This is a genomic window from Thalassotalea euphylliae (genome assembly GCF_003390335.1).
In the GTDB taxonomy this organism is placed as follows: Bacteria; Pseudomonadota; Gammaproteobacteria; order Enterobacterales; family Alteromonadaceae; genus Thalassotalea_F; species Thalassotalea_F euphylliae_B.
This window is the reverse complement of record NZ_QUOU01000001.1, coordinates 4,660,996-4,681,071: the sequence shown is the minus strand read 5'-3', so window position 1 is coordinate 4,681,071 and position 20,076 is coordinate 4,660,996. Positions and strand designations below refer to the sequence as shown.

Here is a 20,076-nt window from a genome sequence, read left to right as displayed (position 1 = left end):
AGGGAAATCAGAGGAACAAGGATGTATAACGAATTAAATGTATTGATCATTGATGACGATGATATTGAGCGTACTAGCTTGAAACGCGCGCTCTCCAGTACAGACTTTATTTACAACATAGTTGAAGAAAGTGAACCCCAAAAAGCGCTGCAGCAGCTTACCTATCAGAGTTTTGATGTTGTGCTTTTGGACTATTTAATGCCGTCGGTCAACGGTATTGAGTTGATGCTCAAACTCAAAAAAGCGCCCTTTGTTTGTGATACCGCGTTTATTATGGTCAGTAATTACGCGGATGACGAACTGATTTTAGACGCTATTAATGCGGGTGCCCAAGATGTCGTGCTAAAAGAAGATGTGACGCCATCACAGCTCAAGCGCTCTATTTTACAAGCCAAAAAGCGCTACGAATTGGAGCAAGAACTGTACGATAGTTACCGCCATATGAAGAAAATGGCTGAACTAGACTCATTGACGGGGCTTTACAACCGTTACCACTTTGAAGAGTCTTTGCTGCAGCGCATAAAAACGGGATTACGCCACCCTAGCGAGATAACTGCGGTGATGTTGCTCGACTTAGACAAGTTCAAGCACATTAACGACACTTACGGTCACAATGTTGGCGATCAATTGTTAGTGCAAGTCGCGAGTCGATTTAAAAAAGTTTTTCGCAGCAATGAATTGTTTGCGCGACTTGGTGGTGATGAATTTGCCTTTGCCTGTGGCCAGCTAAAGTCGTTGAACGAAGCCAAGCAAATTGGCAACCGCTTGTTGGGCGCGTTGGCTGAGCCTTTTAACATTGATGGTCATGTGATTCACAGCTCGGCAAGTGTCGGTTTGGCCATGTTTCCTGTCAATGGTAATACCCAAACTGAGCTGATGAAGTGTGCCGATATTGCCATGTACCGCGCCAAGCAACATACCATCGAGAAGCTGTGTGTCTATGAAGACAACATGCAGGCGGAAATCTTATTTAAATACAAACTTGAAACTGAATTGCGGCGCGCGTCGATGGAGCACGACTTTGAGCTGCATTACCAACCGATCCTTAAAGACAATTTGATTATTGGCGCCGAAGCCCTAGTGCGTTGGCCACAGGCAAGCATGACACAAAGACCTGATGAGTTTATTCCGGTCGCAGAAGAGTGTGGTGTGATTCAAAAACTGGGCTTGTGGGTCTTTAAACAGGCCTTAAAAGAAATGGCTGACTATTTGAATGCAACAGGCTCAGATTTTATGTTGTCGATCAATGTTTCTCCTTGCCAGCTGACCGAACCTGGCTTTGCTTCTTCCATCACTTCGTTGATTGCTCAGCATGACGTGTCGCCCGAGTGCATTACGTTAGAAATTACCGAGACGGCGCTGCTCAATGAAAATGTGACAACGCTCGAAAACTTAAAAGCCCTGCATAAGTTTGGTTTAAAAATCGCGCTGGATGATTTTGGCACGGGTTATTCGTCGCTGTCTCACTTAATTAAATGTCCCATTCACTCGGTAAAAATAGACCGCAGTATTATTGACGACTCGAAGTCACAACATTCGATGATTAAAACCATGCTTGCCGGTGTGGCAAACATGCTGCAGAGCTTAAATATGAAAATTGTTGCCGAAGGGATCGAGACTGCTGAGCAGGCAAGCTATTGCAATCAGCTTAATATTAATTACCATCAAGGGTATTATTATTATAAACCTATGCCACGGTCGGCATTGGTGAACCTAATTAGCTGATAATAATCATTGAACCACTAATGCTATGGGCAGAGTGTGCAGTTATTATTGAGAAAAGGTCAGCATGTTCAGTGCTGACCTTCTTTAGTTGTAGAAGATCAACTGATGTTAGGGCTGGGAAACATCGGTTTTATGAGGCTTATTCGAATTGCTCAATGGTTTTCATTAATAATTCTTGATAGCCAACTAAGCCGAGTATCTGCTCAGATTCAATAACCGGCGCACAGCTTAGGCCGAATTTATCAAACAAGCGTGCGCAGTAACGAACGTCCATTTCTGGCGGTACTGACATCACAGGTTTTGACATAATTTCGTAGATGTTAACGCGATCCAGTGAGCGGTCTTTGGCGAGCACTTTTTTAGCAATATCAGAAAGCAATAAAATACCGTAAGCGTCGTGTTGATCGCGTTTATTGACGATAACAACCTGAGTATTTTTCTCTTTCATGGCGTTAAGTGCTTCGCGCACGGTTTGCATGCCGTCAAGTTGGGCGTAAGCAGACGTCATAACGTCTTTTGCTTTGATGATTTGTTTCGTACTCACAGTTCGTTCTCCACACTTGAACTTAGTTGACTGATTTGATGCGAGACACCAACGGCATCTTCAACATCAATTTGAAAGGCAATACCAGATCCCGGTTTTTCATCAAACTCACCTACTCTGGCGATTTCTTCTAAAATGTGGCGCGACATGTGCTCTTCAACGAGCAGTAGTACCACATCGCGCTGTGTTACCAGATCAAGGCCAAAGAAGGTTTTTGACTTATTTAAGCCTTCACCGCGGGCATTATTGATCACTGTTGCCCCTGTGGCGCCAGTGTCGCGAGCGGTTTCAACGACTTGATCGGTTAAGGCATCTTCAACAAAGACGACAATCAGTTTAAAGCGCATAATAATTCCTTAAAGTTGACTTGGTTCAGGGCGCTTGCGACGTGCAGCATACCATTGACTTAATTGAGCATAGGCCATGACTGACATCATCGGGAATAAGCTGGCAAAGGCGATTAGGCCAAAGCCGTCGATAAGTGGGCTGCGGCCCGGCACTGTTTCAGCCAGCCCCAAACCAAGCGCGGCGACAAGCGGCACGGTAACGGTAGAGGTTGTTACCCCGCCAGAATCGTAAGCTAGCGGGATAATCAGTTTGGGGGCAAACAAGGTTTGAATGACCACCACCACATAGCCGGCAATGATGTACCAATGAATTGGGTCACCGACCACAATGCGGTAGCAGCCCAGAGAAATACCAATAGCCACACCTAGAGCCACCGAAATTCTCAGCCCCCAAATGCCAATGGCACCGCCAGATACTTGGTTTGCTTTAATTGCCACCGCAATCAGCGAAGGTTCCGCGATTGTGGTACTAAAACCAATGAGAAAAGCGAATAAATACACCCAGCCGTAGTCTTGCCAGGTCAAGCTGATCGCTCCTTTCACGGCATCAAGCGCTTCACTACCGGCAATAAACACAGGATCGGTGAGTTGCTGCGCCATTAACTTGCCGAGCGGGAATAGTGCGCGCTCTAGGCCGACTAAGAAAAAGGTTAAGCCGATAACTACCCAGACAAAGCCTGACAGTACCTTGCCAATGTTAGGGACGGGTTGACGAATGACCGCAAACTGAAAGCCAAAGATGATCACCGCAATTGGGATCACATCGGTGACAGTGCTCAACATGGTTTGGCTGAGATCGGTTAATATTGTGATTAAGTTCATAGCATCACCATGCCGTAGACCATGACAAACATCATGGGGGTCAGTGAGGCCAACGCGATTAAACCAAAACCGTCAATCATCGGATTACGTCCTTTGATTGATGAAGCCAAGCCAACGCCAAGTGCGGTGACCAAAGGTACAGTAATGGTTGATGTGGTGACACCACCTGAATCATAGGCAATACCAATAATTTCCACAGGGGCGAATAAAGTCAGAATTACCACTAAAACATAGCCACCGATGATCAAGTATTGAATTGGCCAGCCTTTGAGAATGCGGAATACGCCAAGCACAATGGCGAGGCCAACGGATAAGGCCACGGTGAAGCGCAAACCATTGGCATAACTAGCTTTGGCAGCTTCATCAGCCGCTATCATATTACCACTGGCAGCCACTTCAGCGGCTTCTGCGGCCACGGCGATTAAAGCGGGTTCGGCGACTGTAGTACCAAAGCCGAGGGCAAAGGCAAAAATCAATAACCAGAAAACACTGCCTTTTTTAGCAAAGGCGTGGGCCATGGTTTCGCCAATGGGAAATAAGCCTTGTTCAAGGCCGTGAATAAAAAAGGTCAGACCGAGCAATACAAAAAGTACACCGACCAAAAGATCCAAAATATTGGGCAGAGGTTGTTGAATGATCACCAACTGAAAAAATACGATAACGGCAATGATGGGGGCTAAATCCCGTATACTACCGAGCATAAATCCAGCGAGCTTTTTAACGGTTTGAGGCAAGCTGAGTCAGTTCCTTGTCTAGATTTTCCCCATCTTAGCAAGTTACTGGCGGTTAAATATTGATTTAAAACAAGCTTAGCGATTAATCAACAAGTGCTTTGTTGAGGGTTGCTGATCTCAGGAGCAATAAGTCAATTTGCCATCAATGTGAATCACCAAGCCCTGATATGAAAATAAGGCTTGGCATCGTTTGTCTGGCGATAATATCGTTAAGAAAAGTTCAGTAATATGCTTTGCTAGTAAGCAGTTAGCATTCGCCTTGCAGGCACTAGGGCTTATTTAGTGCTTACTTAGCGCGCTCGCAATCAAGACCACGGCCCCTGCGGCTAAAATGCCTGTTGCGAGTAAACTGCCGACACTAAAACACACTGCACTGGCGATCATGGCACCCGAGGCAAGAATGGAATAGATTTGTTGTCGCGCTTTTAACGCTTGTTGTTGTTTGATTTGCGTCAACAGTTCTATTTGCTGTAAATGTGCTTGTTTACCTGTGCTGAGGAAGTCGTAAACAAGGTCTGGCACTTCTGGTAGTTTTTCATTCCAAAACGGTAAGTTGTCTTTGATTTTGCCAAATACCGCCTGAATACCCATTTGCTCTTTGACCCAGTTTTCTAAAAACGGCTTAGCGGTTTGCCATAGATCCAGCTGTGGGTAGAGTTGGCGCCCTAGCCCTTCAATGTAGAGTAAGGTTTTTTGCAATAATACCAGCTGTGGCTGCACTTCCATATTGAAGCGGCGCGCGGTATTAAACAGGTTGACTAAGACTTGCCCAAACGAGATTTCGGCCAGTGGTTTGTTGAAAATGGGTTCACACACCGTGCGAATGGCAAACTCAAATTCATCCACACTGGTGTGGCGTGGTACCCAGCCAGAATCAACATGCAGCTGAGCAACTTTGCGGTAATCGCGGTTGAAAAACGCCACGAAATTTTCCGCTAGGTAGCGTTTGTCTTCTTTATTCAAGGTGCCGACGATACCGCAGTCAATGGCAATCCACGTCGGATCGGCTGGGTTCGTGGCGTTGACGAAAACATTGCCCGGGTGCATATCGGCATGGAAAAAGCTATCGCGAAATACCTGCGTAAAGAAGACTTCTACGCCGCGCTCGGCTAAGAGTTTCATATTACAGCCAAGTTGCTGCAGGGTTTCCACTTCACCAACGCCAATGCCGTAAATGCGCTCCATGACCAGTACATTTTTGTGGCAGTAACTGCTGTAAATTTCCGGTACGTAAAGGTGATGGTCGCTGGCTTGGCCTTGCGTAAAGTTGCGCTTTAGCTGAATGGCATTGGCTGCTTCGCGATTCAGATCAAGCTCATCAAGAATGGTTTTACGGTATTCGTTGACCACTTCTTTCGGGCGCAGGCGTTTGCCATCTGGCAACCATTTAGCCACGATACCGGCAAACATCTGCATGACATTGATATCGGCAATAATGGTTTTTTCGATGCCCGGGCGCAGCACTTTGATAACAACTTGGGTCGCACTGCCATCATCCTCTTGCATGGTCGCTGTATGCACTTGCGCAATGGAAGCTGAAGCCAAGGGCTTGGCGTCAAAGTTACTGAAATGTTCAGCAAAAGCTTCGCGGCCAATCGCCGACTCGATTTGTTTGAGAGCCTGCTGGCCGGCAAAAGGCGGTACGCGGTCTTGCAGCAAGGCAAGTTCTTCGGCGAAGGCTTGCGGTAGCAGGTCGCGGCGAGTTGAAAGCATTTGCCCGAACTTAATAAACACTGGGCCTAGGCTTTCTATTGCCAAGCGAAGTCGTTGCGCTTCACTTTTGTCTTTGTGTTGATTTCTCAGCCAAAACAGCGACATTCGCGCCAGTTTAATATACCAAGGCACCGCAGCACGGGGCAGCATTTCGTCTAAACCGTGCTGTAGGAAGGTTTTGATGATTCGGTAAATTCGTAAACTACGCACGCTGGCATTCCATTTGGTTAATGAGTTGGGGTGAAATTAGTGATCGAGCTGAGTCATTTTTTCGGTTAGCGCAGCAACTCGCTGTGATAATTGCTCAACGCTTTGCTGGCTGCTAGTAACCCCTTGTGTAAAGTGACGCAGCTCAGAGGCTGAAACCACCCATTGTTGCTCATGCAGCACATACTCCGTCATATCAGCACTCACTTGGGCTTTGGCAAACGCTAACTTGCGCTGGGCATTGGCCGCTAACGAGAGCAGTTTATGCGTTGCGACATCGCCAATATGCGCTTCAATGGCAGTGGCCCAATCGATCTCAATACTCTCTGCCAGCCCAATAAATTGTTGAGCCACTTTCATATCGCCAACGATATCGAGTTTATCGGCTTTAATTAATTCAGTTAGTTGGTGTTCACTTCTGATTTTGTTAAGCGTTGATAAGCTGGTGGTGATCGTACATTCGGCGCTTGTTTGTTCAGGAATAGTTTGCTCAGGACTAGTCACCAGTAACTTAGAGGCGATATAGCGAAACTCTAAGGTAAAGCCAAGCTCTGCCAAGTTAAGTGCCATCGCACTGGACTGATATTTCTCAGCGAAATTAACGGGCTTATCGCTCAGTGATAACGCTTGGTTCGCGATAGATTCAATGGCAGAGCACAGTAGCTGAGCAAGCAGAGCGGTACGCATAAACTAGAACTTATAACCTTTGTGTAGCGCGACAATACCACCGGTTAGGTTGTGGTAGGTGGTTTGTTCAAAGCCTGCATCTGCCATCATGGTTTTTAGCGTTTCTTGATCTGGGTGCATGCGAATGGATTCAGCCAAGTACTGATAGCTGTCGCCGTCTTTCGCGACCAGCTCACCCATTTTCGGTAAGATGTTAAACGAGTAGAAGTCGTATGCCTTGTTTAACAATTCGTGCTCTGGCTTTGAAAATTCCAGCACAAGCAGGCGACCACCGGGCTTTAACACGCGGAAAATAGAGCGCAACGCGTTGTCTTTGTTGGTGACATTACGCAGGCCAAAGGCAATGGTCACAATATCAAAGGTGTTTTCTTCAAACGGTAAGTGTTCCGCGTTCGCTTGCACGTAGTCAATGTTTTGCACTAAGCCGCGATCGCGCAATTTGTCACGCCCCACGTTAAGCATAGAGCTATTGATGTCAGCTAGAATCACTTTGCCGTCTTTGCCCACTAGCTGCGAAAACTTAGCGGTTAAGTCACCTGTACCGCCCGCTAAGTCAAGCACTTTATTGCCAGGACGAACACCTGACGCATCAATGGTGAAACGCTTCCATAAGCGGTGAACACCAAATGACATCAAGTCATTCATAATGTCGTATTGTTTTGCAACCGAATGAAATACGCCCGCCACCATTGACTCCTTTGAGCCTTTTTCGACGGTTTGGTAGCCAAAATGGGTAGTTTCTTGATCTGTTGAGTTTGGGTTTTCAGTTTGTTCGTGTTGCATGGGCTGAGACATCAATTTTTCGCTTACCTTTCATGTTGACGCTAGTGTACTGCAAGCTATGGGTAAAATCAGCCTTTGGTTCACACTCTTGTTTAATTTTCACCACCTTGTCATTGTGGGTATAAACACCCATATTAGAGCTAATCATTAAAAATAGGCGTTAATCATGACAGTAGCAGAGCAAGACTGGGCTTTTTTCGGCCGACGTTTAGTGCAAACCGGTAACCTTAATCACAACGATACCCTGTTTGGCGGTACTATGCTGGCGTGGATTGATGAAGAAATTTACATCTATGCCAAATGTCAGTTGGGCAACAAAGATGATATGACCATGGTGACGGCTCGCTTTGGCGAAATTAACTTTCGCGCGGCCGCGTTTAAAGGGAATATTATCGAGTTTGGTATGAAAACGAAAAATTTGGGCCGTACTTCGATAACGGTGGATGTCTTAGTGCGCAACAAATCAACGCACAGTGTCATTTGTGAAGTACACGACGTGACTTTTGTTTGTGTTGACCCTGAAACCATGAAGCCGATCCCCCACGGCTGTTTACCGGAAAACTAACTACGCTGATGAGAATCTTAGGCTGTCATGCCAATGTCCGTAAACTTTGTATATAATTAGCAAAATTTTAGCGCAGAGCACTTTTTTATTAGCGCTGAGTTATTATTGCTGAGCCTAACAAACTCCGCTCAACCAACTTAAATGTAATAGAAGTATGTGATCAGGCTTTGGCTGCTGAATTAGTATGTATGATCACGTATGTAAGACACGAGAATGTAACCCATGGTAAATGGCTCCAAAGACGTATCGCCAACCGAACAACACATTACCGAGCTCAACACTTGGCATAATTTCAAGCGTTTGATCCGTCACGCATTTCCCTACCGCGCAGCATCATTTTTTGCCGTGTTTTGCATGCTGGGTTATGCCTCTATCGACGTTTACTTTTTGTCAAAATTACCAGCCTTAATTGATGAAGGTTTAACGGGTAAGAACCCTGATTTTATGAAATGGGCGCCGCTATTTGTGATCGTCTGTTTTATTTTGCGCGGCACGTTCCACTTTTTGAGTAATTATTGCTTGGCGTGGGTAGGTAACAATGTGGTTGCAGATCTCAGACAGAAAATTTTTAAACACGTGATGGCAATGCCAGTTGCCTTTCATGACAGTGTTTCTACGGGTACCTTAATTTCCAAACTCACCTTTGATACTGAGCAAGTGCTAGAAGCGGTGAGTAAATCACTGTTGACCTTAGTACAACAAGGCGGCTTTGTGATTGGTTTACTGTTCCTGATGTTTTGGGAAAGCTGGCAGTTATCGGCAATATTCTTAGTGATCACACCAATTATTGCGGTGATTGTCACGATTGTTTCTAAGCGCTTTCGCAAAATCAGTAAGAATATTCAAAATGCGATGGGGGAAGTGACCAGCGCGGCAGAGCAAACCTTCAATGGTCATAAAGTGGTGATTACCTTTGATGGCCAAGAGCGCGAAAACGATCGCTTTTTCCAAATTAACAAACACAATCGCCAGCAACGCATGAAAATGGTCACGGCTAAATCGGCGAGTGTGCCGATTATTCAAATTATTGCCTCATTTGCCTTAGCATTTGTGTTGTATGTTGCCACGCTCGACGGTTTTGTTGAAAACCTGACACCGGGCGTATTTATGGGCGTAGTAACTTACATGACCATGTTACTAAGGCCACTTAAACTGCTAACGAACGTAAATAACGAATTCCAGCGCGGCATGGCGGCTAGCAGCAGTATTTTTGAGTTGCTCGACAAACAGCCAGAGCGTGAAACGGGCAATCAGGTGCTTGAAAAATCACAAGGTAACTTAACGGTTAATCGCGTCAGTTTTGCTTATCCGAGTGAAGAAAAACTCACCCTCGACAATATAAGTTTTCACGCTAACAGTGGTGAAACTATTGCTTTAGTTGGGCGCTCTGGTAGCGGTAAATCGACGTTAACGTCTTTGCTATTAAGATTTTACCAAGCGCAAAAGGGTGAGATTTTAATTGATGACACGGATATTTCGACACTAACGATTAAGTCGCTGCGCCGCCAGTTTGCTTATGTCTCTCAGCAAGTTGTGCTGTTTAACGACTCACTTGCTAACAATATTGCTTACGCCAAACCTGATGCGACCAAAGCAGAAATCATCGCAGCCGCTAAGAAAGCGCATGTATTGGAATTTGCCGAAAAATTACCGCAGGGGTTAGATACCAATATTGGCGATAACGGCGCCCTGCTTTCCGGTGGTCAACGCCAACGTGTTGCCATTGCCAGAGCCTTGCTGTGTGATGCGCCATTCTTGATCTTAGACGAAGCCACAAGTGCGCTAGATACTGAATCTGAGCGCCATATTCAAGATGCGTTAACAGAGCTACAGCAGCAGCGCACATCAATTATCATCGCTCACCGCTTATCGACCATTGAAAATGCCACCAGTATTTTGGTGATCGATCAGGGTAAAGTGATTGAGCAAGGTAATCACGAAGAACTGCTTGCCAAAGATGGTGCTTACGCGCAACTGCACAAGTTCCAGTTCGCTCACTAAGCGCATAAGTAGCGAATCTCAAAGTTAAAGGTTAGTTGAATCACTCGCCTTTCTTTTTCAATTTTGAATTCAGTTCAAGCTTATCTTTCAGTAGGCGCTATTTACTCGTCAGGCAAACGCTCATCAAGCGCTTTAAGTGATCGTAAAAATAGCCCCAAACCGCCAACAGCAAGGACAAGAATAACGATCAAATCAAAAGAACTCATGGTACGGAAAGAAAAGCGTAATGAGGAAATCACACCGAAAATTAAACCCGTTACTGATCCTATCGCGAGTACCCAGCCCAAAAAGTTACGCCCGTTATAAAAGATAAGACCAACGCCGAACATAAAGGGGATCATAATCATCCCACTGGTCACGCTGTAACTGCCGCCCATGGCTGAAAAACTGTACAAGCGCATGCCCATACCAAAGCTTGAAGAAACGGTAATGGCATTTAACAGCATATAAAAGTGAACTGGTTTAATTGAGCCGGACACTTTAATAAAGGACAATGTTCCAATATTGAGGTGTTAAATGACAAAACGAAAAAACAAAACCTATACAACCGAATTTAAACAAGAAGCTGTAGCTTTAGTGACTGAGCAAGGCTATACGGTCTCACAAGCCGCAGCCTCTTTGGGAATTACAACTAAACTCATTTATAACTGGAAAGCTAAACTTGAACAACAACAAGCTGGCAATGCGTTAAGTGAAGGTGAACGAGCAGAGCTAAAACGACTGAGAAAAGAAGTTAAAGAACTCAAAGTGGAGAAAGAGATCTTAAAAAAGGCAAGCGCCTTCTTTGCGAAAGAAATGAAGTAAAGTACGAGTTCGTCAAAGCCAATAGTCAGGCTCATGACGTCCGCAAGATGTGTGCTGTGATGCAAGTCAGTCGCTCTGCTTACTATGCATGGCTCAAACGGCCAGCCAAGTTAATTACGGCAGAAGAGCTTCATTTATATCGGCGAGCTAAAGCGCTGTTTAAACGCAGTCGTGAAAGCTTGGGCTATCGCGAGCTACATAAAAACTTACGCAAAGAAGGCTTTGAAATTGGTAAGCACAGAACTCGAAAGCTCATGGAAGCGTTGAACCTGAAAGTAAAGCAGCGAGTTGCCTACAAGGTAACAACGAAGCGTAAGCATGCTGATGCAGTTGCAGATAATTTGCTTAATCAGAACTTTAATCCGTTGGGGCCAAATCAGATTTGGGCTGGTGATGTGACTTATTTAAAAACAGGCGAAGGTTGGATGTATCTTGCTGTTGTGATGGATTTATATTCTCGACGCATTGTTGGTTGGCATATAGATAAACGTATGACGACTGACTTAGTGATGAAAGCCATGATTAGGGCTTATAACCTGAGAAAACCAGCTAAAGGCTTAGTATTCCACTCTGACCGAGGCTCTCAATACACCAGTAAGCGTTACCGTCAGCTGCTCGAACAATTTGGTATTCGAGCGAGTATGGGTGATGTGGGAGCCTGTTGGGATAACGCAGTAGTGGAGAGGTTCTTTGGCAGTTTGAAACATGATTGGTTACTTAAAGTGGCTCAACCTACGCGTGAGCATATGAAAAATGATGTTGTCGATTATATGAAGTATTACAACTTAGAAAGACTGCATTCAGCTAATGGTGATCTGTCACCAGTAGAGTATGAAAATTCTTTTAGAAAAGTGTCCGGCTGGAGTTGACCAGAACAGATGCAAGAGCTACTCACAGGCCGCACACGTTTACCATATTAATAAACAGGATGTTTTAAATGCAAAATAATAGCAATAATCACAGTGCTGGCTCTATGGTGGCAATTGAGAACTTATTCTCTGAGTTTCAGTATGCGCTATCACAATCTAGTGACGAAAATGTCACCGATTTTATGGCGCAATTACAACAGTTGGTGCAAGGTAATAACGCACTTATATTAAAATCAATTACTGAGTTATTACCGCTTCACTTTTTTGTTGATGATTATCAGCGCGGTTATAAATGGACACCTCAGCAAGTTGAAGATTTGCTCAATGATATTGATGAATTTACTGTTACTCAAAGTGACTTCTATTGCTTGCAGCCTGTAGTTGTGAAATATCAAGCACCACAATCAAATAATGAAAAATCATGTTGGGAGCTGATTGACGGACAGCAAAGAATAACAACCAGTTATATGATTTTATCCTTCCTGCAACACAGTCAATTCACCATTGATTACCGTACACGAAAAAGTAGTGGTGAGTTTTTAGCGCATTATTTGCCGGGCACACTACAAAGTGAGTCATGGCAGAATTATATAGAAAGTTATGACTCAGAACTCAATGAGCAACAATCAAGCTCAGGACTTTCTCGCTGTGATTTAGATAATGTTGATAATTATCATTTTTATACAGCATATCGCACCATTGCTAAGTGGTTTGAAAATAAAAGCGAGCAACAAAAACAATGTTGGCTTAATAAGTTTTTAAATCATACCAAAGTTATTTGGTATGCAGCACTGGATATGGATGCAGCGCAAAATAAACAAAAGTCGATTGATATTTTTATGCGTTTAAACAGTGGCAAGATCCCGCTGACTAACGCAGAGCTTATTAAAGCACTGTTTTTGCATTACGCTAATGCCGAAGAACTTACTGAGGTGGGTAGGTTAAAACAGTCACAAATGGCGCAGCAATGGGATGCTATTGAGCATGTATTACAAAACCAAGATTTTTGGGCTTTTTTGCAACCCTACAACAAGGAAAATAAGCACGCCAACCATATTGAGTTTCTGTTTGACCTACTTACCAATAAGCCAACTCATAAAGCCAATACCCTCGAAAGCCAAGATGTATTCTTCTCGTTTAACCATTATTACCGCGAATTAAAACAGGCAGGAAATAAAGCTGAATTTATTGAGCATCAATGGCACCAACTAAGACAAGGGTTTTATCGCTTACAGGAATGGTTTGAAAATGATGAGCTTTATCATTTAACAGGATTTTTAATCACTCGCAGTATTTGTAACATTCAAACGTTATGGCAAATGTCTGAAGGGGTGACGAAATCTGAGTTTGTAAAACTACTTAAAGCACGTATTGCAAAAGAGCTTGTTAAATATTTCACTGACGAGAGTAAAAAGCAAACCTTTAGCGCGTTGCAATATGGTGGCAATCGTCAGCATATTATTTCGGTGCTAATTCTATTTAATATTGCAGCCCACAGAAAACAAGGTACAAGACTTTCTTTTAATACATATGCCAATACACAGTGGGATATAGAGCATATTCACGCACAAAACTCGCAACAACTTGATGAATCTAAAGAGCAGGATGTTTGGTACTCATCACAGCAAGCACTTATTGAAAGTGAAGATATTCCAAAGGACAGCAAAGCTCAGTTGCTCGACTCACTTACTCAATGGAATAGCCTAAGAAAAATAACTTCTGACGATGAAGAAAATATGTTAGCGCTTAAAGCGTCACTACAAGAATATACAAAGCAGCTTGGTGATGTTGTAGGAGTTCTTAAAGAAGAAGAAATGGATGGTCTTGATAACTTGTGTTTACTTTCTGCCAAAGTAAACAGAGGTATAGGTAATGCCATTTTTGCGCAAAAAAGGAAACTCATTTTACAGTATGAAAAAGGAATTAATGGTAAACAAGCGCAATGTTTTATCCCGATTGCGACAAAAAATGTATTTTCTAAATTTTATAGCGAAAATGTGTCTCATATGCACCAGTGGTCAACTGAAGACCGAAAAGCTTATCGTAAAGAGTTAATTGCATGCTTTAACTTTTATAGTGTCATGGAGGGACTAGCATGAGTATGAAAAAGACATTTTGGCAATTACTTGACGAGCATGCCATTAGCATACCGATTATTCAACGAGATTATGCGCAGGGTAGAGACGATAGCAAGGCAAACCAAATAAGAACTGAGTTTATTGCTGATCTTTTTACCATGATCAACGACCCGGAAAAAAGTCAAGATCTCGATTTTATTTATGGCTCAGTTAAAGATGACCACCTGATTTTGCTAGATGGTCAGCAACGTATTACCACGTTATTTTTGCTCCATTGGTATATTGCAATTGGCACGGGCAACCTTGCTACTGTAAAAAGTAAATTGGCTAAATTTAAATATGAAAATCGAGTCACCTCTAAAGAGTTTACCCATTCATTACTGCGTTTCAGTGATGATATTGTAATTCAAGAAATAGAGGGGAGCTTGTCTGAAATGCTTTTTGATGCGAGCTGGTTTTTCTCGGTATGGAAGGACGATCCAACGGTTAAGGCAATGCTAGTGATGCTAGATGAGATCCATCGGGTATTTAAAGCTGCACTTTCGCCTGACTTATGGAATATGTTGATTTGTAGTGAAAAGCCACCAGTTACCTTCCATTTTCTAAACATGGATAACTTTGCACTAACAGACGAACTTTATATAAAAATGAACGCCAGAGGGCAGGCTTTGACAGAGTTTGAAAACCTAAAGGCATGGTTGCAAGGTTATGTTAACCGCTCTGAAGAGATCTGTTTAGCTGAAGATTTTTGGTTGAAGCTCGATAAATCATGGACAGACGTTTTTTGGAAAATGCGGCCTAAAGGCAGTACTGAGGTTGATGATACTTACTTACGCTTTTTTAAAACCATTGCCCTAACTCAATTTGTCTCTACCATTGAAAATGCAAGTAAGAAGAATGAAAAAGAATATGAAAGTGTTGTAAGCCAATTGCGCGACAATTCTTACTTTGGTCATTCGCAGTATGAGACATTAAAGTGTTTTTCAAATACCTGCTTAAATAATGCTTACCAATTCCTTGATTTTATTCACGACATACAATTTAACTTTGACTGTGAAACTTTTATTAAAGATAAAGTGCTAAAAACCTTTAATGACGGTATCAATAAAAACGGTTATTTGGAAAAAGTTCGTTTTGCTTCGCTTTATAATTTTATTTGTATTAACCCTTGTTTTAAAAACATCAATTCGCTCTCTCATGAGGATGTGAAGAACTTAGTGTATTGGTTAGAGGTTACAGAACGACTTATAAACAACACAGCTTACGACTCTGCCGCAGATTATGTTAATGCAGTAAATTCGCTTTCTAGTTTGGCTAACAAGCTCTATTCAAATGTTTTCACTAATTTAGCTAAGCTTGAAAGCAAAGATATCCAATTCTTTAATGAGCTACAAAGAAGTGAAGAAATACTTAAAGCTCAACTTATTATCAATGATGAACAATGGCTAAAAGCATTTAAACCCTACCACGAGCACAGTTATTTTTATGGTCAAATTGGGTTCTTACTTGATTCATGCAAACATGAAAGTGAAAGTTCGTTTTGTATAGATACATTTAAACGTAATGCCAGCAAAGCAGCCGTATTATTTTCAAGTGATGTACTTGGAAGAAAAGACTACCTAGTTCATAGGTCATTATTAACTTTTGGCGACTATCTTGTTAAGCAGTGGCGAAATAAAAGTTTTTGTAGAAACGTTCAAAGCAATGCTCGTGATCGCAATGAAAACTGGCGCAGTGTATTTAATGATAAATCTCATAGACAAAAGCTCTTATTCCAACTTTTGAATGCACTGGATGAAGGGCATGAAATAATAGGAATGGAACACCTTATTGCAAATTCAAAAGTGATTGGTTGGCGTAAATGTATTATTGATGAGCCAGAGATGCTTAACGAATGTAGCAAAATGTGTGCTCGCTTTGGTTATGGTGAAAGTGGCGAAATATATTTACTGTGTGGTCAAAAAATGTCTGGCTATCATTATGGCTTATATAGCTATTATGTCTTCTTAAAATTAAAAAGGTTAGTTAAAGAAAATGCACCTGAGCTATCAAGTTTATTGAAGCTGGATTATGAGTATCATTGGGTCTATAGCGATAATGATGTACCTAGTGTGCATTTCAAAAACTGGAAAGGTCTTGATCTTTATTTTTGTTTCAACAAGACATTTACCTATGAATTATGGCAAGACGATAAGGAAGTGACTTTTGAAGATGATGCATCAACAAAAGCGCTAAGCAAGTTTGCATATGAAATTACTGGACTAAAGGAAGTGTCAGAATGAGTAATGTCGGTCAATTAGAGAGAAAAACCCAAAACCGCGTAGTTAAGTTTTTTAAAGAACAACTTGATTACGACTACCTAGGTAATTGGGAATACCGAGAAGGTAACAGCAATATTGAAAAAGACCTGCTCACTAAATGGCTAAAAGGTCGTGGAATTTCTGATGCACTGATTACCCGTACATTACGCCAACTGGATACTGCCGCAGCCCTAGGTGAAGGTAAAAAGCTTTTTGATGCAAACAAAGATGTTTATCGCCTTCTTCGCTATGGCGTAAAAGAAAAAGAAGGTGCGGGTGAACAAAACCAAACAGTTTGGCTAATAGACTGGAAAAAACCAGAAGCTAATGACTTTGCCATTGCTGAAGAAGTCACTGTAAAAGGTGAATTGAAAAAACGCCCTGATATTGTGATTTACGTTAATGGCATCGCACTTGGGGTCATTGAACTAAAACGCTCTTCAGTATCAGTCAGCGAAGGTATTCGCCAAAACTTAGATAATCAAAAGAAAGCGTTTATTCGTAATTTCTTTACCACCATGCAGCTCGTTATGGCGGGTAATGACACCCAAGGTGTTCGTTATGGCACGATTGAGACATCTGAAAAATACTACCTTGAATGGAAAGAATATAGCGGTAAAGAAAACCCCAATCCTCTTCCAGCAAAAGGCATTACAACAGAGAACTTACTCGATATTCATATCGCACAATTGTGCGATAAAAAGCGATTCATGCAACTCATTCATGACTTTATCGTGTTTGACGCTGGCGTGAAGAAAACATGCCGACACAACCAATACTTCGGCATCCAAGCGGCACAGAAACACGTTCAAATGCACGATGATGGCATTATCTGGCACACGCAAGGTTCAGGCAAAAGCTTAACGATGGTTTGGCTTGCCAAATGGATACGTGAAAATGTAACAGATTCACGGGTGCTAATTGTTACTGACCGAACCGAATTAGACGAACAAATAGAAAAAGTTTTCTCTGGTGTTGATGAAGAGATCTATCGCACTAAAAGCGGACGGGACTTGGTTGCCACGCTTAATCAACCTAACCCTTGGCTATTCTGTTCACTAGTACATAAGTTTGGTCGAAATGGCGAAGCAGTTACCGAAGAAGATGATGATGAAGCAACAAAAGACTACCTTGAAGCATTAACCAAAAACCTACCAAGTGACTTTGCAGCAAAAGGTAACTTGTTTGTGTTTGTTGATGAGTGTCACCGAACACAATCAGGCAAGTTACACGAGGCGATGAAAGCTATTTTACCTGAAGCCATGTTTATAGGTTTTACAGGTACGCCACTGATGAAAAAGGACAAGAAAAAGTCCTTGGAAGTATTCGGCCCATATATTCACACTTACAAATTTGATGAAGCCGTAAGTGATGGTGTGGTGCTAGATCTTCGTTATGAAGCAAGAGATATTGATCAGCATTTAACGTCAGAGAAAAAAGTAGACCAGTGGTTTGAAGCTAAGACTAAAGGGCTTTCTAACCTTGCTAAAATGCAGCTAAAACAAAAATGGGGCACCATGCAAAAGGTGCTCTCCAGCAAATCTCGTTTAGAGCAAATTGTTAGCGACATTTTAATGGATATGGAAATCAAACCTGCGCTGATGTCTGGTAGAGGTAACGCCATGCTTGTGTGCGCTAGCGTCCATCAAGCATGTGTTATTTATGATTTATTTAGTAAGACCGACCTTGCAGGAAAGTGTGCAGTAGTAACCAGTTATCAGCCAGTCGCAGGCGCTATAAAAGGCGAAGAATCTGGTGAAGGCTTAACTGAAAAGCTGTTTAAGTATGACACCTATCGCAAAATGTTAGCTGAGTACTTTGAGCAAAGCGAAGAAGAAGCAGCCAAGCGTGTAGAAGAGTTCGAAAAAGCCGTTAAGAAACGCTTTATCGAAGAGCCGGGGCAAATGCGTCTACTGATCGTTGTAGATAAGCTGCTCACTGGCTTCGATGCCCCTTCTGCCACTTACCTCTATATCGATAAAAAAATGGCCGATCACAACCTATTCCAAGCCATCTGCCGTGTAAACCGATTGGATGGTGAAGATAAAGACTACGGTTACATCATCGACTACAAAGACTTGTTCCGTTCACTTGATAAAGCCATTAAAGATTACACAGCCGAAGCGTTTGATGGCTACGATGCTGACGATGTTAAAGGGCTTTTAAAAGATCGCTTACAAGAATCTCGTGCTGACTTAGATAATGCGTTAGAAGCGGTACGAGCGTTATGTGAGCCAGTGAAAGCACCTAGAGATACTAAAGATTTTATCCATTATTTTTGTGGTGAGTCTGGTGTTGAATCTAAAGATGAAAATGAGCGCACTGAAAAAGAAGCACTACGTTTAACTCTATATCAATCAGTCGCTAAACTGATTCGTGCATACACTAACCTTGCAAATGAAATGGAGCAAGCTGGTTACACCTTTGAAGAAGCTGAAAATATTAAGAAAGAAGTCGCATACTTCGAAAAGGTTCGTGACGAAGTAAAACTTGCCAGTGGCGACTTACTCGAAATGAAACGTTTTGAGCCAGCCATGCGTCATCTATTGGATATGTATATTCGAGCTGATGACAGCGAATTATTGATGGACTTTGAAGAGTTGGGCTTAATTGATCTCGTGGTAAACAACAACGGTAAAGGTTTAGAGGATTTACCTGAAGGCTTGCGGGACAACGAAGACGCAATGGCAGAAGCCATTGAAAATAACGTCAGAAAAACTATTGTTGATGAAAATCCAGTAAACCCAAAATACTTTGACAGTATGGCAACCTTGCTCGATGAAATCATTAATCAGCGAAGAGAACAGGCTATTAGCTATCAAGAGTATCTAGAGCAAATTAGAGCACTAGCAAAAAAAGTGGTAAATCCAACTGAAAATAGCAATCAAAGCTACCCCACTTCTGTTGATACGCCAGCCAAACAAGCAATTTATGATAACTTCGGTAACGATGAAGTACTTACAACTAAAATTGATACTGCTGTTCGCTACACTAAAAAAGCAGATTGGCTTGGAGATAGATTTAAAGAGCGTGAGATAGCTAACGCAGTGCGAGAAGAAGCGGCAGGTTATGAGGTCAATATTGTAGATGTGATGGAGCTAATTAAAGCTCAGAAGGAATACCATTAGTGCGCCATACCAAAAGCAATGCTCACAGTGTTGAAGTAGTTCGCATTGGTGACATTGATGTTGAGCTAAATCGCAGAGCTATTAAAAACATTCACTTAAGCGTACTACCGCCAAATGGCAAAGTACGCTTGTCTATCCCCAACGATACGAGTGAACAAAAGATTAGGCTGGCGATCGTAAACAAACTTGCATGGATTAAGAAACAGCAAGCTGACTTTGCAGGACAAGAGCGTCAATCAATACGAGAAATGGTTAATGGTGAATGCCACTACCTATGGGGTAAAAAATACCGCTTAAAGCTTGTTGAGGCGCAAGGGAAATACGCGGTTACCGCAAAAGGCAACGGTAATTTAGTGTTAGCAGTTGCAGAAAATACGTCAACCGACAATAAGCTCAAACTGCTTAACCGTTTCTATCGAGATGAAATGCAGCGCTCACTTGAGAAGTTATTACCTCAATGGGAAAAAAAACTAGGTGTAAACGCTAACTCTCTCAATATCAAAAAGATGAAAACCAAATGGGGAAGCTGCAATATTCAAGCGAAGCGTATATGGCTTAACCTCGAACTTGCTAAGAAGCCACCAGAGTGTATGGAGTTCATCGTTGCCCACGAGCTAGTTCACTTGCTAGAACGCCACCATAATGAGCGATTCAGATCTTTCATGGACAAGTACATGCCTAACTGGCGTGAACGCAGAGACTTGCTTAATAGCCTGCCTCTGGCCTATGAGGATTGGAGTTATTAATAAGCTCTTAAATGAGACAAACT

General features: G+C 42.5%; 16 protein-coding genes. 8 read left to right on the top strand and 8 right to left on the bottom strand.

Annotated features, from left to right (window positions below):
• The first annotated feature begins 21 nt into the window (after nucleotides 1-21).
• Nucleotides 22-1,725, top strand: a complete 1,704-nt coding sequence (locus DXX93_RS20245) for a two-component system response regulator (RefSeq protein WP_116009693.1) — start codon at nucleotides 22-24, stop codon at nucleotides 1,723-1,725.
• A 139-nt stretch (nucleotides 1,726-1,864) separates the two neighbouring features.
• Here the strand turns inward: DXX93_RS20245 and DXX93_RS20240 are convergent, their stop codons facing one another.
• The 7 genes from DXX93_RS20240 to ubiE all read right to left on the bottom strand — a co-directional run bounded on the left by DXX93_RS20240 (nucleotide 1,865) and on the right by ubiE (nucleotide 7,574).
• Complete coding sequence (locus DXX93_RS20240) at nucleotides 1,865-2,269, bottom strand: CBS domain-containing protein (RefSeq protein ID WP_258872731.1); 405 nt, start codon at nucleotides 2,267-2,269, stop codon at nucleotides 1,865-1,867.
• Complete coding sequence (locus DXX93_RS20235; RefSeq protein WP_116009692.1) at nucleotides 2,266-2,616, bottom strand: P-II family nitrogen regulator; 351 nt, start codon at nucleotides 2,614-2,616, stop codon at nucleotides 2,266-2,268. The genes DXX93_RS20240 and DXX93_RS20235 overlap by 4 nt, the downstream gene beginning before the upstream one ends.
• 9 nt (nucleotides 2,617-2,625) lie before the next feature.
• On the bottom strand, nucleotides 2,626-3,438 hold the full coding sequence (locus DXX93_RS20230) for a DUF1538 domain-containing protein (protein WP_116009691.1): 813 nt from the start codon (nucleotides 3,436-3,438) through the stop codon (nucleotides 2,626-2,628).
• Entirely contained in the window at nucleotides 3,435-4,139 is a 705-nt protein-coding gene (locus tag DXX93_RS20225) for a DUF1538 domain-containing protein (RefSeq protein ID WP_116010076.1), read from the bottom strand. Before DXX93_RS20225 ends, DXX93_RS20230 begins: the two co-directional genes overlap by 4 nt.
• 312 nt (nucleotides 4,140-4,451) lie before the next feature.
• The gene (ubiB, locus tag DXX93_RS20220; protein WP_116009690.1) at nucleotides 4,452-6,095 is read right to left on the bottom strand and encodes a ubiquinone biosynthesis regulatory protein kinase UbiB; all 1,644 of its coding nucleotides are present in this window, start codon (nucleotides 6,093-6,095) and stop codon (nucleotides 4,452-4,454) included.
• A 36-nt stretch (nucleotides 6,096-6,131) separates the two neighbouring features.
• Nucleotides 6,132-6,779, bottom strand: coding sequence for a ubiquinone biosynthesis accessory factor UbiJ (locus tag DXX93_RS20215; protein WP_116009689.1), 648 nt, complete (start codon nucleotides 6,777-6,779; stop codon nucleotides 6,132-6,134).
• Between the two features lie 3 nt (nucleotides 6,780-6,782).
• Nucleotides 6,783-7,574 (bottom strand): bifunctional demethylmenaquinone methyltransferase/2-methoxy-6-polyprenyl-1,4-benzoquinol methylase UbiE, encoded by a 792-nt coding sequence (ubiE, locus tag DXX93_RS20210; RefSeq protein ID WP_181902287.1) that lies wholly within the window; start codon nucleotides 7,572-7,574, stop codon nucleotides 6,783-6,785.
• Nucleotides 7,575-7,728: 154 nt separating this feature from the next.
• Between ubiE and DXX93_RS20205 the strand changes: the two genes are divergently transcribed.
• Nucleotides 7,729-8,127, top strand: coding sequence for an acyl-CoA thioesterase (locus tag DXX93_RS20205; RefSeq protein WP_116009688.1), 399 nt, complete (start codon nucleotides 7,729-7,731; stop codon nucleotides 8,125-8,127).
• Nucleotides 8,128-8,349: 222 nt separating this feature from the next.
• On the top strand, nucleotides 8,350-10,128 hold the full coding sequence (gene msbA / locus DXX93_RS20200; protein WP_116009687.1) for a lipid A export permease/ATP-binding protein MsbA: 1,779 nt from the start codon (nucleotides 8,350-8,352) through the stop codon (nucleotides 10,126-10,128).
• A 101-nt stretch (nucleotides 10,129-10,229) separates the two neighbouring features.
• On the opposite strand, the gene DXX93_RS20195 is transcribed toward msbA, so the two are convergent.
• On the bottom strand, nucleotides 10,230-10,574 hold the full coding sequence (locus DXX93_RS20195) for a hypothetical protein (protein WP_258872779.1): 345 nt from the start codon (nucleotides 10,572-10,574) through the stop codon (nucleotides 10,230-10,232).
• A 70-nt stretch (nucleotides 10,575-10,644) separates the two neighbouring features.
• Here DXX93_RS20195 and DXX93_RS20190 point away from each other — a divergent pair.
• The 5 genes from DXX93_RS20190 to DXX93_RS20170 all read left to right on the top strand — a co-directional run bounded on the left by DXX93_RS20190 (nucleotide 10,645) and on the right by DXX93_RS20170 (nucleotide 20,053).
• A protein-coding gene (locus tag DXX93_RS20190) for an IS3 family transposase (protein ID WP_116007661.1) occupies nucleotides 10,645-11,801 on the top strand; the annotation gives its coding sequence in 2 pieces (ribosomal slippage) (nucleotides 10,645-10,888 and nucleotides 10,888-11,801; 1,158 coding nt in all).
• A gap of 68 nt (nucleotides 11,802-11,869) precedes the next feature.
• Entirely contained in the window at nucleotides 11,870-13,900 is a 2,031-nt protein-coding gene (locus tag DXX93_RS20185; RefSeq protein ID WP_116009686.1) for a DUF262 domain-containing protein, read from the top strand.
• A complete protein-coding gene (locus DXX93_RS20180; RefSeq protein WP_116009685.1) occupies nucleotides 13,897-16,161 on the top strand; it encodes a DUF262 domain-containing protein in 2,265 nt (754 codons plus the stop codon). The genes DXX93_RS20185 and DXX93_RS20180 overlap by 4 nt, the downstream gene beginning before the upstream one ends.
• The gene (locus tag DXX93_RS20175) at nucleotides 16,158-19,307 is read left to right on the top strand and encodes a type I restriction endonuclease subunit R (protein WP_116009684.1); all 3,150 of its coding nucleotides are present in this window, start codon (nucleotides 16,158-16,160) and stop codon (nucleotides 19,305-19,307) included. The genes DXX93_RS20180 and DXX93_RS20175 overlap by 4 nt, the downstream gene beginning before the upstream one ends.
• Nucleotides 19,307-20,053: a M48 family metallopeptidase gene (locus DXX93_RS20170; protein ID WP_116009683.1), complete on the top strand. Its 747-nt coding sequence runs from the start codon at nucleotides 19,307-19,309 to the stop codon at nucleotides 20,051-20,053. The genes DXX93_RS20175 and DXX93_RS20170 overlap by 1 nt, the downstream gene beginning before the upstream one ends.
• The last annotated feature ends 23 nt before the right edge of the window (nucleotides 20,054-20,076 follow it).

Coding starts and splice junctions, on each gene's coding strand:
- DXX93_RS20245 (WP_116009693.1), top strand. CDS start 22: ATGTATAACGAATTAAATGTATTGATCATTGATGACGATGATATTGAG.
- DXX93_RS20235 (WP_116009692.1), bottom strand. CDS start 2,616: ATGCGCTTTAAACTGATTGTCGTCTTTGTTGAAGATGCCTTAACCGAT.
- DXX93_RS20230 (WP_116009691.1), bottom strand. CDS start 3,438: ATGAACTTAATCACAATATTAACCGATCTCAGCCAAACCATGTTGAGC.
- DXX93_RS20225 (WP_116010076.1), bottom strand. CDS start 4,139: ATGCTCGGTAGTATACGGGATTTAGCCCCCATCATTGCCGTTATCGTA.
- DXX93_RS20215 (WP_116009689.1), bottom strand. CDS start 6,779: ATGCGTACCGCTCTGCTTGCTCAGCTACTGTGCTCTGCCATTGAATCT.
- ubiE (WP_181902287.1), bottom strand. CDS start 7,574: ATGTCTCAGCCCATGCAACACGAACAAACTGAAAACCCAAACTCAACA.
- DXX93_RS20205 (WP_116009688.1), top strand. CDS start 7,729: ATGACAGTAGCAGAGCAAGACTGGGCTTTTTTCGGCCGACGTTTAGTG.
- msbA (WP_116009687.1), top strand. CDS start 8,350: ATGGTAAATGGCTCCAAAGACGTATCGCCAACCGAACAACACATTACC.
- DXX93_RS20195 (WP_258872779.1), bottom strand. CDS start 10,574: ATGCTGTTAAATGCCATTACCGTTTCTTCAAGCTTTGGTATGGGCATG.
- DXX93_RS20185 (WP_116009686.1), top strand. CDS start 11,870: ATGCAAAATAATAGCAATAATCACAGTGCTGGCTCTATGGTGGCAATT.
- DXX93_RS20180 (WP_116009685.1), top strand. CDS start 13,897: ATGAGTATGAAAAAGACATTTTGGCAATTACTTGACGAGCATGCCATT.
- DXX93_RS20175 (WP_116009684.1), top strand. CDS start 16,158: ATGAGTAATGTCGGTCAATTAGAGAGAAAAACCCAAAACCGCGTAGTT.